Origin of the sequence: Staphylococcus caprae (genome assembly GCF_002902725.1) — a bacterium.
In the GTDB taxonomy this organism is placed as follows: Bacteria; Bacillota; Bacilli; order Staphylococcales; family Staphylococcaceae; genus Staphylococcus; species Staphylococcus caprae.
Genome location: NZ_PPRT01000028.1, coordinates 27,834 through 51,409, shown reverse-complemented (window position 1 = coordinate 51,409; position 23,576 = coordinate 27,834). Strand labels below are relative to the sequence as shown.

The 23,576-nt window shown below is 33.6% G+C and carries 1 protein-coding gene (only partly in view); it reads left to right on the top strand.

From position 1 onward, the window contains the following. Positions 1 to 23,576, top strand: partial view of a hyperosmolarity resistance protein Ebh gene (gene ebh / locus CD155_RS05585; RefSeq protein ID WP_103212760.1) — the 3' portion only. It extends 6,868 nt beyond the left edge of the window; the window shows 23,576 of its 30,444 coding nt (coding positions 6,869-30,444); its start codon lies beyond the left edge, outside the window; its stop codon occupies positions 23,574 to 23,576.

Below are 23,576 nucleotides of genomic sequence, written 5' to 3'. Positions count from 1 at the left end.
ATATTAGAGGCCTATCGGCAAAAGATGACGGAAGCGCCATTTTAATAAATCGAACTGCTATCTCTGAAGGCGATACAATCCAAGCTATTGCGACTGAAGGTTCAGGGGAGATAATCAGTAGTCCTGCAGATAGTGGACCGTTTATTGTTAAAGCACCACAACCAGAGAAAGCTACTGCTAAGATTTGGCAGAACGGAACTTTTGAAGTCACACCTGATAATGCTACAAATACTTTTAACCCAACAAAAAGGATAGAAGTTAGCTACACAGAAAAAATAGGTAATAATGAAGCAAACAAAACGTTTACTATCACTAAAAATAATAATGGTAGCTGGTCTATTAATAACAAACCAAGCTATGTAACATTTAACCAAAGTAACGGTAAAGTTATCTTTGATGCTAATACTATTAAACCTGACTCACAAGTTACTATTACTTCTAAAGCAGGTAATGGTAATACGGAAAGTACAAATCCAAATATAGTTTCTGCGCCAGCGTCCCATTCTGTGACTATCAGAGAAATTATAAAAGAACAAGGACAAAGTGTAACTAATGCAGATGTTAATAACGCTGTTCAAGTCGAAAATAAACGTATAGCAAGTATTAAATCAGGTACAGCATTACCTTCAAATCTAGCTGGTGGTAGTACAACACATATTCCAGTAGTGATTACCTATAATGATGGAAGCACTCAGGAAATCACTGAAACTATTAAAACAAAAGTAAATAAAACTGAATTAATTAATGCTCGCAACCATTTGGACGATACTATAAGTAAAGATAATAAAACGCCTGCAAGTATAAGTAACTTTGAACAGGCAATGGAAAGAGCGAAAGCACAAATAAATCAAGCGAAAGCTGAAGCGGATACTGTGATTAACACTGAATTTGCTACACCGCAACAAGTAGCTGAAGCATTAAATCGAGTTAAAGCAGCTCAAGCTAAAATTAATGAAGCTAAAAACTTATTACAAACTAGAGCTGATAATAGTCAATTAATAAGAGCAAAAGATCAATTGCAACAGACACTTCAACCAGCTGCCTCAACAGAAGGTATGACTCAACAAAGTGCTCAAAACTATAATTCAAAACGACAATCTGCTGAACAAGCAATTCAAAATGCTAATTCTGTAATCAACAATGGAGATGCAACTTCTCAACAAATTACTGAGGCTAAAAATAAAGTAGAGCAAGCTCAAAGAGAATATGTTGAAGCTAAAAATGGTTTAAGAGCGGATAAATCTCAATTAGAAACGGCATATCATCGATTAACGCAAAATGTAATCTTAACAGATAAGAAACCAGCATCTGTAACTCGTTATAATCAATCATTAGCAGGATTTAGAAACGAATTAGATACTGCTAAAAACGAGGCTAATAGCGTTCTACAAAATACTAATCCTTCTGTAGAACAAGTGAGAAATGCGTTAAATAAAGTTAATGCAGTACAACCAAAAGTTAATCAAGCTATAGCTTTATTACAACCAAAAGAAAATAACTCTGCTTTGGTTCATGCTAAAAATCAATTACAAAATGCTGTGAATGAATCTGACCCTACTCGTGGCATGACATCTACCACTGCAAATAATTACAATACTAAGAAACGAGAAGCTCAAGCCGAAATTCAAAAAGCTGATCAAATCATTGCAGACGGAGATGCAACTGCTAAACAAATTTCTGATGAAAAAAATAAAGTTGAACAAGCATTGCAAGCTTTAAATAATGCTAAAAGAGATTTGCGTGCTGATAAGTCACAATTACAAAATGCTTACAATAAGTTAACAGAACAAGTGAGCACTAACGGCAAAACACCTTCAAGTATTAAAAAATATGAAGCAGCGCGTAAAGCGATTGAAACTCAATATAATGATGCTAAAAATGAAGCTGAGCAAGTGCTCAGAAATAACAATCCAAGCGTAAACGAAGTTACTCAAACTCTTGAAAAAGTGAATAATATTCAATCTAGAGTAAATGAAGCCGTTCACATGCTTCAAAACAAAGAAAATAATAGCGAGCTAGTAAGAGCAAAAGAACAATTGCAACAAGCTATTAACAATCAACCTTCAACTACTGGCATGACTCAAGATTCTATAAGTAATTACAATTCTAAACGTCAAGAAGCTCAAAATGCAGTATCTCATGCAGAAACTGTAATCAATAACGGCGATGCTACTGCTCAACAAATCTCAACTGAAAAATCTAAAGTCGAACAAGCTTTAACGGCTTTAAATGATGCAAAACATCAACTAACTGCTGACACGACAGCTTTACAAACAGCAGTCAATCGTTTAGACAGAAGAGGCGACACTAACAATAAGAAACCGAGTAGCATAAGAGCTTATAATAATGCTATTCAATCAATACAATCACAACTGGATAATGCTAAAAATAATGCAAATGCTGTGATTCAAAAACCTATTCGCACAGTGAATGAAGTGGACAATGCATTACAAGAAGTTAACCGAGTTGAACGTGAATTAAGTCAAGCTATCAATCAACTTCAACCTTTAGCTAATAATGAGGCACTTAAAGCAGCAAGAACTCAACTTGAAAATAAAATAAATCAAGCAGTTCAAACTGATGGAATGACGCAACAATCAGTCAATGCATATAATCATGCTAAACAAGAAGCGCAAAGCGAATCTAATACAGCTCAAACGTTAATCAATAACGGCGATGCTACTGATCAAGAAATTTCTTCAGAAACTGAAAAAGTAAATCAAAAATTTAAAAATTTAGAGAACGCCATAAATGGATTAACTGTCAATAAAGCTCCGTTAGAAATCGCAAGAAATAATATTCAGTATAATATTATCCATGCGTCAAGCACTGAAGGTATGACATCACAGTCTGCTCAAGCATATAGACAAAAGCTCCAAGAAGCTAGAAATGAAATTACTAGAATTAATCATGTGCTTGATAATCATCCTGATGTCAATGCAATTAGAACTAATGTAGCTTCAGCAGAACGAATGAAGAATGAATTAATACAAGCTAAAAACAATTTACAAGTAGATACTCAACCTTTAGAAAATGCTCAAAGAAATATCCAAAGTGTTATCGATCAAGGTTCTAATACAGATGGAATGACAGCGGATTCTGTAAATGATTTTAATGACGCATTAGCAGCTGCTATAATCGAAAAAACTAAAATCAATAAGTTACTTAAAAATAAAGATTCGATTACTGTAGATAAAGTTAAACAAGCTGTAGCTGAAGCTAACGACGTAATTAAAAACTTAAAAGACGCACGTGCTTCACTACTTCCAGATAAAAGTGATCTTGAAGCTGCTAAACAAGCGCTTGAAAATAGTATTAATCATCCTACAGACACAGAAGGCATGACGCAAGAATCATTACACAACTATAACGAGAAACTAAATGCTGCTCGAGAAGAACTAAATAAAGTGAAAGGTATTTTAAATAATAACCCTACAGTAGCAGTTATTAGATCTACTACTAATGAAGCAAATAACGTTAAAGCGGCTTTAGATGAGGCAAGAACTCAGTTAGTTTTGGATAGACAACCATTTATTAATCATATTAATAGTGAGGATAGTCTTAATACGCCTCAAAAAGAGAACTATAAAAATCAAATTAATAGTGCAACGAATCACCGCGAGTTAGTAAGTATCCAAAGTAACGCTGATACGCTTAATCAAGCTATGAAAAAGTTAAAAGAAAGTATTGCCGATTACGAACAAGAAAAATTAAAAGAAAACTATATAGATGCTTCAGATAACAAACGTCAAGCGTATGATAATGCTGTAAATGCAGCTAAAGGAATTATCAACCAAACTCAAAGTCCAACTATGAGTAGTGATACTATTAATCAAAAAGCGAACGACGTTAAACAAACTAAAGATGCTTTAGATGGTAACCAAAGATTAACAGCCGCGAAACAAGAAGCAGTACGTCATCTAAACGACTTACATGATTTAAACGAGGCACAACGTCATGCGCTTACTACTGAGATTAATAATTCTAATAATATTGCAGCTGTAAACCAAGCTAAAGATAAAGCTAACACTGTAAACACTGCAATGACCGGATTAAAACATAGCATTGCTGATAATGAACAAGAGCTTCGAAATGGCAATTATATTAATGCTGATAAAGACAAACAAGATGCCTACAATAGTTCAGTAAATAGCGCTAAACAAGTTATTAATCAATCAAATAACGATTCAGCACAACTTGATCCAGCTGAAATTAATAAACTTACACAAAAAGTTAATGCATCTAAACAAGAATTGAATGGGAATGAAAAATTAGCAGAAGCAAAACGAGAAGCTAACACTACAATCGACGGATTAACTTATCTCAATGATGCACAACGTGCGAAAGCTAAACAAAATGTTGGCAACGCTACAACAAGAACAGACATTGCTAGTCAATTAGGAAATTACACTAAATTAAACAATGCGATGAAAGAATTACGCGATAGTGTTCAAAACGTTAACCAAGTAAAAACAGGTAGCAATTATATTAATGAAGACAATGGTCCTAAAGAATCATATAATCAAGCAGTAACAAATGCTCAAAACATAATCAATGCTCAATCTAATCCTGAAATGAGTTCGGATGCTATTAAGCAAAAAGCGCAAGCAGTGACTACTGCTCAAAATAATTTACACGGTCAACAAAAATTAGAAGAAGCTCAACGTAATGCAAATAGGGAAATAGATAACTTATCTAACTTAACTACTGCTCAAAAATCAGCCGAAAAAACATTAATTAATAGCAAACAAACAAGAACAGAAGTTCAGAACCAACTTAATGATGCTAAAGCTTTAAATGGTTCAATGGGTACATTAAAAGAACTAGTGAATAAACAATCAGAAGTTCAAGGATCAAGTAACTACATTAATGAGGATGAATCAGAAAAAAATGCGTATAACAATGCAATTTCAACGGGGCAAACAATCATTAATAAAACGAATGATCCAGTACTCGATAAGAATAATGTTGATGAAGCAATTAGAGATATTAATAATAAAAAATCTGCACTTCACGGTGAACAAAAATTACAAACAGCTAAAACAAATGCAACAAATGCAATTAACACATTGTCAGATCTCAATAAACCGCAAAAAGATGCTTTAAAAAATGAAATTAATGCTTCTAATACACGAACACAAGTAACTTCAGAACAAACAAAAGCGAATGGCATTAATGAAGCCATGCATAAATTAAGACAAAACATTGCTGACAACGAAAATGAAATAACTCAAAGTAGTTACATTAACGCAGAACCTGAGAAACAAAACGCTTATACAAATGCTGTGAACGCCGCAAACGCGATTATTAATGAGCAAAATCCAACTTTAGATGCAAGTACAATAAATCAAAAAGCGCAAGAAGTATTAACAACGAAAAACGCTTTAGACGGAGAAGCACAACTTCGCAAAGCGAAAGAGAACGCTACTCGTGAAATTGATGGCTTAAATCAACTTACACAAGCTCAAAAAAATAAAGAAAAATCATTAGTTAACGAAGCACAAACGAGACCAGCAGTTGCAACGCAGTTAAGTGAAGCTAAAGAACTAAATAAGGTTATGGGGCAATTAAATAGCTTAATTAATAATCAAAATGAAATTAAAGGTAGTAGTAAATACATTAATGAAGATTCCGCTCAACGAAATGCTTATACAAATGCGATTTCACACGCTGAATCACTAAAAAACAGAACGCAAACTCCAGAATTAGATAAATCTGTAATTCAAGGTGCGATTAATAATATTAATACAGCTATTAATAATTTAGATGGGGAAGCTAAACTTGCTAAAGCTAAACAAGATGCCAAAGCAACAGTTAATGGACTAAGCGGTTTAACAAACGCTCAAAAAACAAATGAAAATAATTCCATTGGTAGTGCAACAACTCGAGATCAAGTCGCAACTATTTTAAATAATGCTCAAGCGTTAGACCAAACAATGCAAACATTACGAGGACTTGTGAATGCCAAAAATCAAGTTCATTCAACAAGTGACTTTATTAATGAAGATAGTCAACAACAAAATGCTTATAACAGTGCTATTGCAAATGGTGAAGCAATCATTAGTGGTCCACAAAATCCTACAATGGACAAATCAACAATTGAACAAGCCATTAATCAAATTAATGCTGCTAAAAATAATTTACATGGTGTCACTAAACTTCAAAATGATAAAAATGCTGCTAATCAAGCAATTGCTCAATTAGGATCTTTAAATAATCCACAAAGAACTGGCGAAGAAGCGTTAGTAAATGGTGCTCAAACTAGAAATGACGTTACAGCTCACCTCAATAATGCTAAAGCGTTAAACGAAGCTATGAAAAAGCTTAAAGAAAAAGTTGCGGAAAAAACTAATGTTAAACAAAATAGTGATTACATTAACGGTTCATCTGAACATCAAAACGCATACAATCAAGCATTACAGAATGCCGAAGCAATCATTTATCAAAATAGTAATCCTACATTAGATAAATCAGAAGTTGAACAAAAATTACAAAGTTTAACTCAAGCTCAAAATGCACTTGACGGTGTACAACAATTGGCTAATGCCAAACACTCGGCGACTCAAGATGTGAATGGTTTAACAAGTCTCAACGATGGCCAAAAACGTGAGTTAAATAAATTAATCAATGCTGCGGACACACGCACTAAAGTTCAAGAAGAATTAACCAAAGCTACTGATTTAAATAGTGCTATGAAAGCTCTAAGAGATAGTATTCAAAACGTCAATGAAGTTAAACAAGGTAGTAATTATGTAAATGAAGATCAAACTGAACAACGTAATTATGATAACGCTGTTACTAGTGCTCAAGGCGCTATAAATAACAATAGCAATCCTGTGTTAGATAAAGGTTTAACTCAAACTGTTCACAACACTAAAGATGCCTTACATGGTGCTAATAAATTAAGCCATGATCAACAAGCAGCAGAAACTGAAATTCGTGGTTTATCTAATCTTAATAAACCTCAAAAAGACGCTGAAATAGCCAAAGTTAAAGCAGCATCAACTCGTGATAGCGTAAGAAATATTCTTCAAGATGCTAAAACTTTAGACACAGCTATGCACGGTTTAAGAGAAAGTATTAAAGATAAATCTGATATTAAAAATAGTAGTAAGTATATAAATGAAGACCAAGAAGAGAAACAAGCTTATGACAATGCTGTTAATAACGCTCAAAAAATTATTGATGAAACAACAGCTACATTAAGTCCTGATACAATTAATAATTTAACTCGTGCAGTAACTCAAGCTAAATCTGATCTTAATGGTGATACTAAACTTCAACAAGAGAAAGACCAAGCTAAACGAACAATTGCGCAGTTACAAAACTTAAATGATGCACAAAAACATATGGAAGACGCATTAATCGATAACCAACAAACACGTGTTGAGGTCAAACATGATTTAGCCGAAGCTCAAGCTTTGAATGGTTTAATGGGAACATTAAAAGAAAGCATAAAAGATTATTCAACAATTACTGGTGATGGTAACTACATCAATGCTGATCCAGCTAAAAAACAAGCATATGATAATGCGGTTAAAAAAGCTCAAAAAATTATAAATGGAACAAACCAACCAACTATAAATAAAGACGATGTCTCTAACGCAACTCAATCAGTAAAAACTACAAAAGATGCTTTAGATGGTAATCACAGATTAGAAGAAAATAAACAAAATGCAAATCGCGAAATAGATAATTTATCTAACTTAACTCCTGCTCAGAAAACAGCTGAAAAAGCATTAATTAATAATAAACAAACACTAACAGAAGTACAGTCTCAACTTGATAAAGCTAAAGCTTTAGATGGTTCAATGGGCACATTAAAAGCATTAGTGAACAAACAATCAGAAATTCAAAGAACAAGTAATTATATTAATGAAGACCAACCAGAGCAATCTGCGTATAATAACTCAATATCAATGGGACAAACAATCATTGATAAAACGACCGATCCAGTACTTGATAAGAATAATGTTGATGAAGCAATTAATAATATTAATACTAAAGAATCTGCACTACATGGTGAACAAAAATTACAAACTGCTAAAACAAACGCAACAAATGCAGTTAATACTTTAGCAAATCTCAACAAACCTCAAAGAGATGCTTTGAAAAATGCTATTAATGCTTCTAATACACGAACTCAAGTAAGTGCAGAACAGGCAAAAGCGACTGCCATTAATGATGCTATGCAGACATTAAGACAAAATATTGCTGACAACGAAAATGTAAAAACTCAAAGTAATTACATTAATGCAGAACCTGAGAAACAAAACGCTTATACAAATGCTGTGAACGCTGCAAATACGATTATTAATGAACAAAACCCAACTTTAGATGCGAGTACAATAAAACAAAAAGCGCAAGCAGTACTAACAACTAAAAATGCTTTAGACGGTGAAGGACAACTTCGCAAAGCTAAAGAGGACGCTAATCGTGAGATTGATGGTTTAAGTCAACTTACACAAGCTCAAAAAAATAAAGAAAAATCATTAGTTAACGAAGCACAAACGAGAACAGCAGTAACAACACAATTAGACAAAGCTAAAGAACTTAATAAAGTGATGGAGCAATTAAATAACTTAATTAATGGTCAAAATGCAATTAAAGGTAGCAGTAAATACATTAATGAAGACCAAGCTCAACAAAATGCTTATACTAATGCGATTACTAACGCTGAAGCACTTAAAAATAGAACGCAAAATCCAGAAATAGATAAATCTGCGATTCAGACTGCGATTAATACTATTAATACAGCTATCAATAATTTAAACGGTGAAACTAAACTTTCTAAAGCTAAACAAGATGCTCAGGCAAAAGTTAACAATCTTAATGGTTTAACAAACGAACAAAAAACAAGTGAAAATAGCTCTATTGGCAACGCAACAACTCGAGATCAAGTCACAAATATTCTCAACGGTGCTCAATTGTTAGACCAAACGATGCAAAGATTACGAGAATTAGTAAATGCTAAAGACCAAGTTCATACAACAAGTGACTATATCAATGAGGATGCTCAACAACAAAATGACTACAATAGCGCTATCGCAAACGGCGAGGCAATTATCAGTGGTCAACAAAATCCTACAATGGACAAATCAACAATTGAACAAGCCATTAATCAAATTAATGCTGCTAAAAATAATTTACATGGTGCTAGTAAGTTACAACGAGATAAAAACCAAGCTAATCAGGAAATTGCTCAATTAGGATCTTTAAATGATGCACAAAAATCTGGCGAAGAAGCATTAGTGAATGGTTCTAATACAAGATCAGATGTAGCTACACAGCTCGATAAAGCTAAAGCATTAAATGATGCTATGAAAGAACTTCGAAACAAAGTTGCTGAAAAAACATCTGTCAAACAAAGTAGTGATTACATTAACGATTCATCTCAACATCAAAATGCATACAATCAAGCATTAAAAGATGCCGAAGCAATCATTAACCAAAACGGTAGTCCTACATTAGATAAATCAGAAGTTGAACAAAAATTACAAAGTTTAACTCAAGCTCAAAATGCATTACAAGGTTCACATCTACTTGAAAATGCTAAGAATAACGCTGTTACTGAAATCAACAAATTAACAGCTTTAAACGATGCACAACGTCAAAAAGCGATTCAAAATGTTCAAGCACAAACTACAATTCCAAACGTTAACCAACAATTAACGACTGTTAAAGAATTGAATAGTGCAATGCAAGCATTAAGAGATGCAGTTGGACAACAAAATGACGTGCATCAACAAAGTAATTATTTCAATGAAGATCAACAACCTAAACAAAATTACGATACCGCTATTCAATCAGGTCAAGAAATCATCAACAAATCTCAAGACCCAGTAATGAATAAAACTGAAATTGAACAAGCGACTAATCGCATTAATTCAACTAAAGATGCTTTAGATGGCGCTAATAAGTTACACAGCGATCAAGAAAGTGCTAATAGACAAATAGATGGATTATCTAGCCTTAACCCAGCTCAAATCACAGCTGAGAAACAATTAATTAACCAAGCGACAACTCGTACAGATGTGGCTCAAAAATTAGCAGCAGCTAAAGAATTAAATGATGCTATGAAAGCTTTAAGAGATGGCATTCATAATAAAGATGACATTAAACGAAGTAGTGCTTATGTCAATGCAGATCCAACAAAAATTTCTGCATATGACCAAGCTTTACAAAATGCTGAAAATATAATCAACGCTACACCTCAAGCAGAACTTAATAGATCAACAATTGAACAAGCATTAACTAGAGTTCAACAAGCTCAAAATGCACTTGACGGTGTACAACAATTGGCTAATGCCAAACAAGCAGCGACTCAAAACGTCAATGGTTTAACAAGTCTCAACAATGGCCAAAAACGTGAGTTAAATCAATTAATCTATGCTGCAAACACACGTACTAAAGTTAAAGAAGAATTAGCTAAAGCTACTGCTTTGAATAATGCTATGAAAGCTTTAAGAGATAGTATTCAAAATGTTGATGAAGTTAAACGAGGTAGTAATTATGTAAATGAAGATCAAACTGAACAACATAATTACGATAACGCTGTTACTGGTGCTCAAACTACTATCGATAATAACAACAAACCTGTGTTGGATAAAAATACAATCGAAAGTTTAACTCAAACTGTTAACAACTCTAGAGATGCTTTACATGGGTCTAGTAAATTAAGTCGTGATCAACAAAATGCAGAAAATGAAATTCGTGATTTAACGAGCCTAAATGAACCTCAAAAAAATGCAGAAATAGCTAAAGTAAAAGCTGCAACTACACGCACTGATGTAAAAAATATTCTTCAAGATGCTAAAACTTTAGACACTGCTATGCACGGATTAAGAGAAAGTATTAAAGATAAATCTGAAATAAAAAATAGTAGTAAATATATAAACGAAGACCAACCAGAGAAACAAGCTTATGACAATGCTGTTAATAACGCTCAACAAGTTATTGACGAAACAACAGCTACATTAAGTCCAGATACGATTAATAATTTAACTAACACTGTGACACAAGCTAAATCAAATCTTCATGGTGATACTAAACTTCAACAAGAGAAAGTTCAAGCTAAGCAAACAATTGCTCAATTACAAAACTTGAATAATGCTCAAAAAGGCTTGGAAGATACTATGATTGATGGCGAGTCAACGCGTACTCAAGTACAACATGATTTAGCCGAAGCACAAGCTTTAGACGGTTTAATGGGAGCATTAAAAGAAAGCATAAAAGATCATTCTAAAGTAACTGGTAATGGTAATTACATCAATGCTGATCCAGCTAAAAAACAAGCATATGATAATGCGATTCAAAACGCTCAAAATATTATAAACGGAACAAATCAACCAACTATAAATAAAGGCAATGTATCTAACGCAACTCAATCAGTGAAATCTACAAAAGATGCTTTAGATGGGGATCATAGATTAGAAGAAGCGAAAAATCATGCTAACCAAGAGATTACGAACTTACAAAACTTGAATAATGCTCAAAAAGAAGCTGAGAAAAATGCGGTTAACACTTCACCAACACTCGAACAAGTTCAACAAAACTTACAAACTGCACAAAATTTAGATAGTGCGATGGGCGCTTTAAAACAAAGTATTGCTAATAAAGATCAAGTAAAATCTGAAAGTAAATATCTCAACGAAGACCCAACTATAAAAGCTAACTATGACAATGCAGTTCAACGTGCCGAAAGCATTATTAACGCAACTCATGACCCTGAATTAAATAAAGCTAACATTGAACAAGCAACACAAGCTGTTCAACAAGCCGAACAAGCACTTCACGGTGTTGAAAAATTAACTCATGATAAAACAACTGCATCAAACGAATTAGACGGTTTAACGAACTTAACTGATGCGCAACGTGAAAAGTTAAAAGAACAAATTAACAATTCTACTAGTCGCGATGATATCAAACAAAAAATTGAACAAGCTAAACAACTTAATAATTTAATGGATCAACTTAAACAACAAGTTGGTCACAAAGACGACGTTCATTCAAATAGTAATTATTTCAATGAAGATCCTGATAAGAAAAAAGCTTATGATGATGCGATTAAACGTGCAGAAGAGATCATTAAAAATTCAACTGATCCTAATTTGAATCCACAAGATATCACAAATGCACTTAATCAAATTAAACAAGCAAAAGATAATCTTCACGGTGATGATTTGCTTCAACATCAAAAAGATACTTCAAATCAATCAATTGATAACTTAAATCATCTTAACCAACCTCAAAAAGATGCATTAAAACAAGCTATCAATGGCGCTACAACAAGAGAACAAGTAGCAGAAAAATTAAAAGAAGCACAAGCACTTGATGAAGCAATGAAACAACTTGAAAACCAAGTAAGCAAGGATCCTTCAATTACTTCAGGAAGTCCATTTGTCAATGAAGATACTGACAAACAAAAAGCTTATAATGATGCAGTACAAGCAGCTAAAGATTTAATAAATCAAACTTCTAATCCTACTTTAGACAAACAAAAGGTAGAAGAAGCACTACAAAAAATTCAAAATGCTGTAAACGAATTAAAAGGTGAGCAAAAATTAACTCAATCTAAACAAGATGCGAATGGTCAACTCTCTCATTTTAATAATCTGACTGATGAGCAAAAGGCGCATTTCAAACCATTAATCGATAATGCTCAAACTAGAGGAGAAGTAGACAAACAAATCGCTTTAGCTAAACAGTTAAATGATGATATGGGTACCGTTAAAGGACAAATCTCATACAAAGATAAAGTTCATCAATCAAGCGATTATATTAATGCTGATCAATCTAAAAAAGAAGCTTTCGATAACGCTATCAAAGAAGCAGAAGATTTACTTCATAATAATCCTGGAATATTAGATCATAATACGCTTCAAAACATCATTAATAAAATTGAAGAAGCTCAAAATGCATTAAATGGACAAGCGAAATTTGACCAAGCACAAAAAGAAGCTCTAAAAGAACTAGGTCATTTAAATAGTCTAAATGCACCTCAACGTGAAACAGTTAAAACGAATATCAATCAAGCAACTACGTTAGATGGATTAGCTCAAGAATTACAAAAAGCCAAAGATCTTAATAACGCTATGAAAGCGATGAGAGATAGCATTGCTAACCAAGAACAAGTTCGTCAAGGTAGTAATTATACAAATGAGGATCATACGCAACAGCAAGCATATGATGATGCAGTAAATAACATCAACCGTATTATTACAGAATCTAATGCTACGATGGATCCTCAAGCAATCAATCAGGCTACTCAAACGTTAACTGACGCGAAACAAGGTTTACACGGTGATCAAAAACTTCAAGACGATAAAAATAATGCGAAACAAGAAATTGACAACTTAACTGGTTTAACAAATGCTCAAAAACAAACGCTTAATGACGCTATCAACCAGTTGACCAATAGACCTGATGTAAAACGAAAATTAAGTGAAGCTAAATATCTAAACGGCAAAATGGAAGAGTTAAAAGCTATTGTGGCGAAAGCTCCTTCAGTTAGACAAAATAGCAATTATATCAATGAAGATCCTGCTGAAAAAGAAGCTTATGATAATGCAATTAATAAAGGTCAAAAAGTTATTGATGCAGCGAACAATCCAACTACGGATTCAGTTGTTATCAGTAAAATCATTCAAGAAATAAATAGTGTTGAACAAGGTCTCAACGGAGCTCAGAAACTTAGACAAGATCAAGCAGATGCTATCAACAAAGTTTATGGTTTAGATACTCTGAACCCAGCACAAAAATCTAAAGAAGTACAAGATATACAAGCTGCTACAACTAGACCTGCTGTCACTCAACAATTGGAAGATGCGAAAGCCTTAAATCAGGCTATGGAACAACTTAAACAAAGTATTGCTGATAAGAATAAAACGCTAAACTCTAGCAATTATATTAATGAAGATCCTGAGAAAAAATTGGCTTACGATAATGCACTAAGCAAAGCAGAGCAGCTACTAAATCAACAAAACGATCCAACAATGGATAAAAATGAGATCAATGCTGCAACTCAAAAAGTTAAAGAAGCCAAAGACGCACTTCATGGCGCTGAGAAATTAGCTCAAAATCAAACTGAGTCTAATGCTACTGTTAATCAATTACCAAACTTAAACGATAAACAAAAACAAGCTTTAAATGACTTAATTAACAGCGCGCCTAACAAACAAAAAGTTGCTGAAATCATTGCACAAGCAAATGAACTCAATAATGCAATGAAGAAACTAAAAGATTTAGTAGATGAGCAACCTCATGTTCATCAACAAAGCAATTACTCTAATGAAGATCCTAATGTTCAAAACGTTTATGATAATGCGATTCAAAATGGTCAAAATATTATTGATGGAACAACAGGCGAACCTTTAAATAAAAATCAAATCGATAACGCAATTCAAAATATCGAACTTGCTAAAGGCGATCTTCACGGAGAACAAAAATTACAACATGCTCAACAAGATGCGAATAATGAAATTGATCATCTTTCAAATCTAAATAATGCACAAAGACAAGGCGAACATAACGAAATCAACACTGCACCATCAAGAACTGAAGTAGCCAACGATTTAAATAATGCTAAAGCGCTAAACGAAGCAATGCGTCAATTAGAAAGCGAAGTTAACCATGCAAATAATATTAAACAATCAAGTGACTTCATTAATGAAGATGAAGGCCCACAAAATGCATACAATAACGCACTTCAAAAAGCGAAAGATATTATCAATGCAGTACCAGATGGTACTTTAGATAAAGCTAGAATTGAACAAGCATTAACAGAATTACAGCATGCAAGAGAAGCTTTACACGGAGAACAAAAACTTCAAGAAGCAAAAGATCAAGCCAACGCTCAAATTGACGGATTAAATGCGCTAAACTCTGGTCAAACTCTTGCAGAGAAAGACTTGGTTAATCAAGCTAAGACTAAACCTGCAGTTCAAGAAGCGCTTGAAAAAGCTAAAGAACTCAATGAGGCGATGAAAGCATTAAGATCAGAAATTGCTAAAAAAGATCAAGTTAAAGGCGAAAGTAAATACATTAACGCTGATAATAATAAGCAATCAACGTATGATAGTGCACTTAATCGCGGTTCACAAATCATCACAACAACTCAACCGCCAGAACTTGATAAAGACGCAATTAATAGAGCAACTCAAGCTATTACCAACGCTGAAAATGAGTTAAACGGTCAAGCTAAATTAACAGAAGCAATTTCTAACGGTAAGCAAGAAGTTAATAACTTACATGGCTTAACACAAGCTCAAAAAGACAAAGAACATGAATTAATCAATCAAGCACCAACTAAATCACAAGTAGCAGAAATCATTAATAATGCTAAACAATTAGATAATGCTATGAATCAATTACAACAAGCCATAAATAATGCAAATCCAACCAAACAAAGTGGTAATTATATCAACGAAGATCCTGCCCAAAAAGAAGCGTACAACCAAGCGATTCAAAAAGCTAAAGATCTAATCAATAAACAACCACCTACAATGGATAAACACGAAATTGATCAAGCATTAGATAATATTAACCAAGCTCAAAATAACTTGAATGGTAATAAGAAACTATTCAATGAACAAAATGAAAAAACAGATCAATTAACAAATCTTAATAGCCTTACAAACGGTCAACACGATGCATTAGTTAATGACATTTTCAATGCGCCAACGAGAGAAGAAGTTGCAAAACGCTTTGAAAAAGCTGAACAATTAAATAACACGATGAAAGCATTGAGAGATGCTATCAAAGATAATCAACAAGTGCTTCAAAGCAGTAATTATAAAAATGAAGACCCTGCTCAACAAAATGCTTACAATCAAGCAGTAGCTAAAGCCTTAGATATTGTCAATGATAGACCTACGCCAACTTTATCAAATGAAACTGTTCAAAAAGTTGTGGATGAAGTGACTCAAGCTAAACAAAACTTACGTGGCGAACAAAAACTGGCAGACGATAAAGCAAATGCAGAAAGAACATTGAATCAATTAACGCATCTCAATCCTGCACAACGTGAAGACTTAGAAAATCAAATTCACAATGCGACGATTCGACCAGAAGTTCAAGATGCAGTTAACTTAGCTAACCAGCTTAATGATGCAATGAAGAAATTAAAAGATGCGCTTGATGGTAATGAAACGCTTAAACAATCTAGTGATTACATTAATGAAGATACAAATGAAAGAGGCAACTACGATCACAATGTTGAAAAAGGTAAAGAAATAGTTGACCAACAAACAAACCCAACGATGTCACCAAGCTATATTAATGAAATTACAGATAAAATTAATAACGCTAAAAACGATTTACATGGTTCTCAAAAACTTGAAAAAGATAAACAACAAGCAACTGAAAATATCAATCAAATGACAGGTTTAAATCAAGCTCAAAAAGATCAATTAAATAAAGAAATCCAACAAGCTCAGACTAGACCTGACGTTGAACGTGTCATCATTAAAGCAAAACCATTAAATCAATCAATGGAGAATTTACGTCAAAGCATTAAAGATGTGGATAATGTAAAACAAACAAGTAATTACATTAATGAAACTCCAAGCGTTCAAAACAATTACACTAGCGCTGTAGATCAAGCGAAACAAATCATTGATCAAACGTCTAACCCAACGATGAACCCATTAGATATTAATCGTGCTATAGCTAAGGTTCAAACAACCAAAGATGATCTTCATGGCGAACGTAAACTCGACAATGATAAACATACGCAAACGTATGCAGTTAATCATTTAGATCATCTTAACCAAGCACAAAAAGATGCTTTGGCACATGAAATAAATCAAGCAACTACCGTCACTGATGTAGATAATATTTACAACAAAGCTAAAGCGTTAGATGATGAAATGAAGAAACTTAAAGACATCGTTGCACAACAAAATAGCGTAAGACAATCAAGCAACTATATCAACGAGGATAGCGCTCCTCAACAAGCATATAATGACGCTATTAACGATGCACAAGCTATCATTGATCAAACGACTAATCCAACAATGTCTCATGATGACATTGAAAATGCGATTAATAAAATAAAAGAAAAAGTTGCAGCATTAGATGGAGAACATAAATTACAACAAGCAAAAGAAAATGCAAATAACCTCATCGATAGCTTAAATAATTTAAATACACCACAGAAAAATGCTGAAAAAGCACTCATCAATAATGCAAAAACAAGAGACAAAGTGACTGAACAAACTCAAGTGGCACAAGAGCTCAATAATGCAATGGGCGGTTTAAGAAACAGTATTCAAGATCAAGGATCTGTGAGACAAGATAGTAAATATGTCAATGAAAATTACGACAAACAACAAGCATATAATAGTGCTGTACGTGATGCAGAATCTGTCATCAATGAACAAACTGCAACATTAAACAAAGATACGATTACACAGTTAACTCAAGCTGTTAACAAGGCCAAAGACGCATTAAACGGTGTTGAATTGCTCAATGCAGATAAACAAGCTGCACAACAATCACTACCTAAATTGAGTCATTTAAATCAAGCGCAACAAGATGCTTTCAATACTCAAATCAACAATGCACATACACGCTCTGAAGTTCAGCAAATCATTGGTCAGGCTCAAAACCTAAATAATACGATGAAATCATTAGAAGATAGCATCCAAGATAAAGACCAAGTGAAAAAATCTGGTAACTATATCAACGAAGATCCTAATGAACAACAGGCTTACGATAATGCAGTGACTCAAATTGAGAATATTCTTCACCAAACATCTCAACCAACAATGTCCGTTGATGATATTAAAAATGCGATTAATCATATCAAAAACGCTAAAGACCAACTTGCAGGACAAAGTAAACTTGATAAAGCAAAAGATCAAGCAGATAAAGAATTAAGTAAGCTTGTCGATTTAACTTCATACCAAAGCAGTAACGTAGGAAATCAAATTTACACTGCTAAGACAAGAACTGAAGTTGCTCAAGCATTAGAAAAAGCAAAAACTTTAAATGATGCAATGAAAGCTCTAAATGACGTATATAAACAAACATCTAAAGTCATCCATAGCAGTCAATTCATTAATGAAGATCAACCAGAGAAAGATGCATACAAACAAGCGATTAAAGATGTTGAGGCAGTCATTTATAAACAAACAAATCCAGAAATGGATCCGACAGTTATAAATAATTTGACTCACCAACTTGAAAATGCACAAAACAATCTCCATGGTGATCAAAAACTTGCCCAAGCAAAACAAAATGCTACCGACACAATAAATGGTTTAACACATTTAAATGAAGCTCAACGCGAAGCAATCATTAACCAAAATACAAACGCAACAACACGTGAACAAGTGAAGAAAAACTTAGATAATGCGAAAGCACTCGATCAAGCAATGGCATCAGTGGATAATGTAGTTGCAAATAAAAACAACGTTTTAAATAGTAGTAAATATTTAAACGAAGATCCTAAGTACCAACAACCTTACGATCAAACGATTGCGGCTGCCGAACAGTTAGTCAACCAAACTACTAACCCAACACTTGACCCTAATCAAGTTGAAATCATTAAGAATAGAGTACTCACTGCTGAAGATAATTTACATGGAGTTAAAAAGTTAGATTCTGATAAAGCTATGGCGAAATATGACATTGCTGACATGAAAAATCTTAATGCCGCTCAAAAACAAGCAATCACTCAATCAATTAATAACGCGACATTAAGAACAGAAGTTAAACAGCTTCTACAACAGGCTAAAGATCTTAATTCAGTAATGAAAGACCTAAAAGACAAAACGAAACAAACTGAGGCTGATAAAACTTCACCAAACTATACTGAGGCCTCAGATGATAGAAAAGAAGCGCTAAATCAAGCACTCGCTGATGCGAAAGCAATAATTGATAAAGCACATGGATCAAATGCTACGCATGACGAAGTTCAACAAGTTCTAGACAAGCTTACTCAAGCGAATCAAAATCTCAATGGTAATCAACGTGTAGCTGAAGCTAAAACTGATGCAAGTAACACTATCGATCAACTTAAACATTTAAATCCGAGCCAACAACAAACTGCCAAAGATAATGTAGAACAGGCAACGAAACTTGCTGAAATTGATACAGCTAAAGCCAATGCTCAAGTATTAAACAAATCAATGGGTCAATTACAACAATTTATCAATGATGCTCAATCAGTTGAAAACAGCGATAATTACAAACAAGCAGACGATAGTAAAATTTCAGCTTATGACGATGCTCTAGAACAAGCTCAAGCTATAGTTCAAAAGAACGCAACTGAAGATGAAGTTAAACAAGCAATTCATCAAATAAGTCAAGCTAAAAATAACTTAAATGGTATTGCAAGACTCGATGAAGCTAGACCTAAAGCATTAGATTATATAAACTCACTTGATAAAATAAATAATGCTCAAAAAGCTGCCTTAATCGATAAGGTTAACCAATCACACGACCTTATAGAAATAAACCATCTCGTTGATGATGGAACGAACTTAAACGATATAATGCATGATTTAGCACAAGCAATCATCGATAATTACGCACCAACAAAAGCGAGCATTAATTACATTAATGCTGATAGCCAACTTAAAGATAACTTTAATCAAGCGATCAATAACGCTCGTGACGTACTTAATAAAGCAAAAGGTCAAAATCTAAACTTTGAAACAGTAGATTCACTTAAAGATGCTATTTCAGAGACGAAAGATGCGCTTAATGGTATAGAACGACTCAAAGCTGCTAAAGCTAAAGCGGACAAATTCATCGAAAGTCTCGCACATATCAATCAAGCTCAACTTGCACATGCACTCAAAGAAATCGCTAATTCAGATACATTAACGAAATTAGCTCGCATCGTCGATAAAGCAAATGTTTTAAATGAAGCTATGCAAGCACTGAAAGACGAAACCACTCGGAATGCAGCTCCTGTTCAATCTAGCTTAAATTACATTAATGCTGATGAGGATCTCAAAGATCAATTCGACCATGCATTAAGTAATGCTAGAAAAGCGCTCGCCAAAGCTACAGGTAAAAACTTAGATGAAACTGAAATTGAAGGGCTTAAACAAGCGATTGAAGATACTAAAGATACACTTAACGGGGAACAACGTTTTGCTGAGGCTAAAGCGAAAGGTCAACAGTACCTACAAACTTTAACTCATTTAAATGATGCGCAACGTAATATTGCTGAAAATGAAATAAAAACATCAGAAGACCTCACTTCATTAGCTGAGACAATTTCAAACACTACTAACTTAGATGAAGCAATGAAAGATTTACATGAAACATTAGTAAATAATGCTACACCTGTTCATGCGAGTGTTAATTACGTCAATGCTGACGATGATTTAAAACAACAATTTGACACAGCACTTCAACAAGCTAGAAATACGCTTGCTAAAGCTACAGGTGAACCAGCTTCAATCGATGAAGTTCGTGGACTTTCACAAACAATTGAAGACACTAGAGATGCACTAAATGGGGAACAACGTTTGGCTGAGGCTAAAGTTAAAGCTGAAAAGGTACTAAACACATTTAAAGACCTAAATAATGCGCAACGCGAAAGCTCTATGTCTCAAATGAAAGCTACAGATAATCTACAAGATTTAACGCAAATTGTTGCGACAGCTTCTGATTTAAATGATGCTATGAGAGATTTAAGAGATAAATTAAAATCTACAGTTAATCCGGTTAAAGCAAGCATCAATTATGTCAATGCTGACTATAACTTGAAACGTCAATTTAACAAAGCAGTTAAAGATGCAAGAGAAGCACTAAGTAAAACAAAAGGCGAAAATCTTAACGAAAGAGATATACAAGGCTTATCACAAGCGATTGATGACACAAAACAAGCATTAAACGGTGAACAACGTCTTACTGAAGCTAAAACAAAAGCGGACATATTCATTAAACAACTTGATGCGCTAAATGATGCGCAAACTGACGCTTTAACTCATGATGTTAATGCTTCTGACAACATTAAAGATATTACTCAAATTGTTAATGACGCTTCAGATTTAAATGAAGCTATGAAGACTTTACAAGATACTGTAAATCAACTAGATCAACCTACAAAGGACAGTATCAATTATCAAAACGCTGACGAAGACTTAAAATTACAATTCGATCATGCTATACAAGTCGCTCATGATGTACTGAACAAAAAAGATGGTTCTAACTTAGATATCGATATTATCAATGGAATGACTCAGGCAATTAAAGATGCTAAGGAAGCTCTAAACGGTGAACAACGCCTTAACGATGCTCAAACTAAAGCGCACAAAGCCATTGACGATACACTCAAACATCAACTTGATGAAATTAACAAAGCAAATGCGACTGACGAGTCTAAAGCACAAGCTAAGAAAGTAGCTGAAGATGCAGCTAAAGAAGCGCATACAAATATTGATCATGCAAATTCTAACAATGCTGTTCAAACCGCTAAAAATGACGGCACAATAGCTATTAACAATACGCATGCTGATGAATTACCTAAAGCTAAAATTGATGCGAATAATGAAATTGATCAAAAAGTAAAAGATATTTTAAATAATATAGATCAAAATCCTAATTTAACTGCTAAAGAAAAAGACAAACTTAAAGCTGATTTAGAACATGCAGTTAACGACATCAAAAAACGTATTGACCAAGCAACTGATAAACAAACGATTTCAGACGAAAAAGCTAAAGTCGATCAATTGCTTAAAGATACACAAGCAATCATCACTGCAAAAGAACAAGCGAAACAAGCAATTAAAGAGTTAGCACAACACAAACGTGACGCTATCAAAAACAACCCTGACTTAACAGATGTTCAAAAGGCACACGCACTCGCCGAAATTGATAAAGCAGAGCAAGAGGCACTTAAACAAATTGAACAAGCAAATTCTGTCGATAATATTAAACAAACCAAAGATGACGGTCTCAATAACATTGCTCAAATTACAATTTGGGATACTGACCAAGCACCATTAACACTTCATCGATCAGAGTTAAGCCTACAAGATGCACTCGTCACAGGAAATGTTGTTGTCCATAGAGATGAAACGATTACGATGAATGACATTAAACACGCATTAACTTTAACTGACGATCTCAAAGTGAAAATTATTTCACTACCAAATACTGATAAAGTTGCCAATGATTTAACTGCAAAAGTTGAAATTACACTTGCCAATGGTTCACAAGTGATTGTCGATGTTCCAGTAAATGTAATCGAAAAAGAACTTCAAGTTGCTAAAAATGAAGCATCTCAACAAATCAACCAAGTTACACAACAAAAACTTGATGAAATTGATAAAGATCAATCATTAACTGAAAAACAAAAAGAACAAGCAAAAGCGGAAGTTCAAAAACTTAAAGAACAGGCACTTAACAACATCAATCAGTCTACAACCGTAGCAGATGTTGAGAAAATCCAACAAAAAGATAAAGATGACATTCACCATTTTGATTCTAAACAATTTATTTTAGACAAAGCTAAAAAGGACAATAAAGCTAATGTTCAGAAAGCAACTGAAGAAGGCGTTAAAGAAATTAAACACATTACAGATTTAACACCAGATGAACAAGCGAAGTTTGTAAAACAATTACAAGAACTTCAAACTAAAGTGAATGATAAGATTAAAAATGCTAAAGATTTAGATGAATTAAAACAAATCATCAAAGATTTCAATACACAACGTGATCAAATCATTGCTCAAGCTCATTTGTTAGGTGAAAAACATAAAGCAGACCGTAAATTAGATAATGTTGTAAATAATAGAACACAACAAATCTTAGACAATATGTCTGCTACTCAATACCAAAAACAATTAGCTATTAGTCGCATCAAACAAATTCAACTTGATACAATGAATGCAATTCACAAAGCTAAAACAATTGCAGAAGTTCAAGAAGCTTTATTAAATGGTATTCGACGTATCTTAGCTGTAGGATTTGATAATTCATTCGATTCTATATCTAATCAAACAAATGCGCTATCTCATAGAAATCTGTTTGACGTTAGATTGAAAGACCAAGATGTACAAAGCCATATTGGTCAAACTGAAACTTATAAAGAAGTATTAAGTGGTGCCGGCGTTGAACCAGGTAAGAAAAAACATAAAGAAGATGGACCTAAACATGTTAATCATCATGATGATAGTTTCATCGACAGAATAATCGATGATTTCGGTAAAGCTGTAGGATTTATAACTCTCACTGGTTTACTTTCTGGATTCTGGTTAGTATTTGCTAAAAGACGTAAAAAAGAAGAAGAGGAAGAAGAACTTAGAGATAACAAAGATTATCAAATTTCTGATTCTGAAAAAACAACACCACTCGTAGTAGCTAAACGTAAAAAAGATAAAAATGAAGAAACACAAATAGATGAAGATGATAAAAAGGGCATTCCTGTTGCAAAACGCAAAAAAGACAATAAACAGGAAAATAAAGAAGTAAAACAACAAACAAAGAAAAAAGTTCAAACTTCACAACCTAAATCCAAATCTTCTTCATGCACTTCATCCAAAGGTAAAACGACTAAAAAAGCTACAAACCAAGCTACGAAAAAAGGTGCGAAAAAAAACTCAAAAAAATAA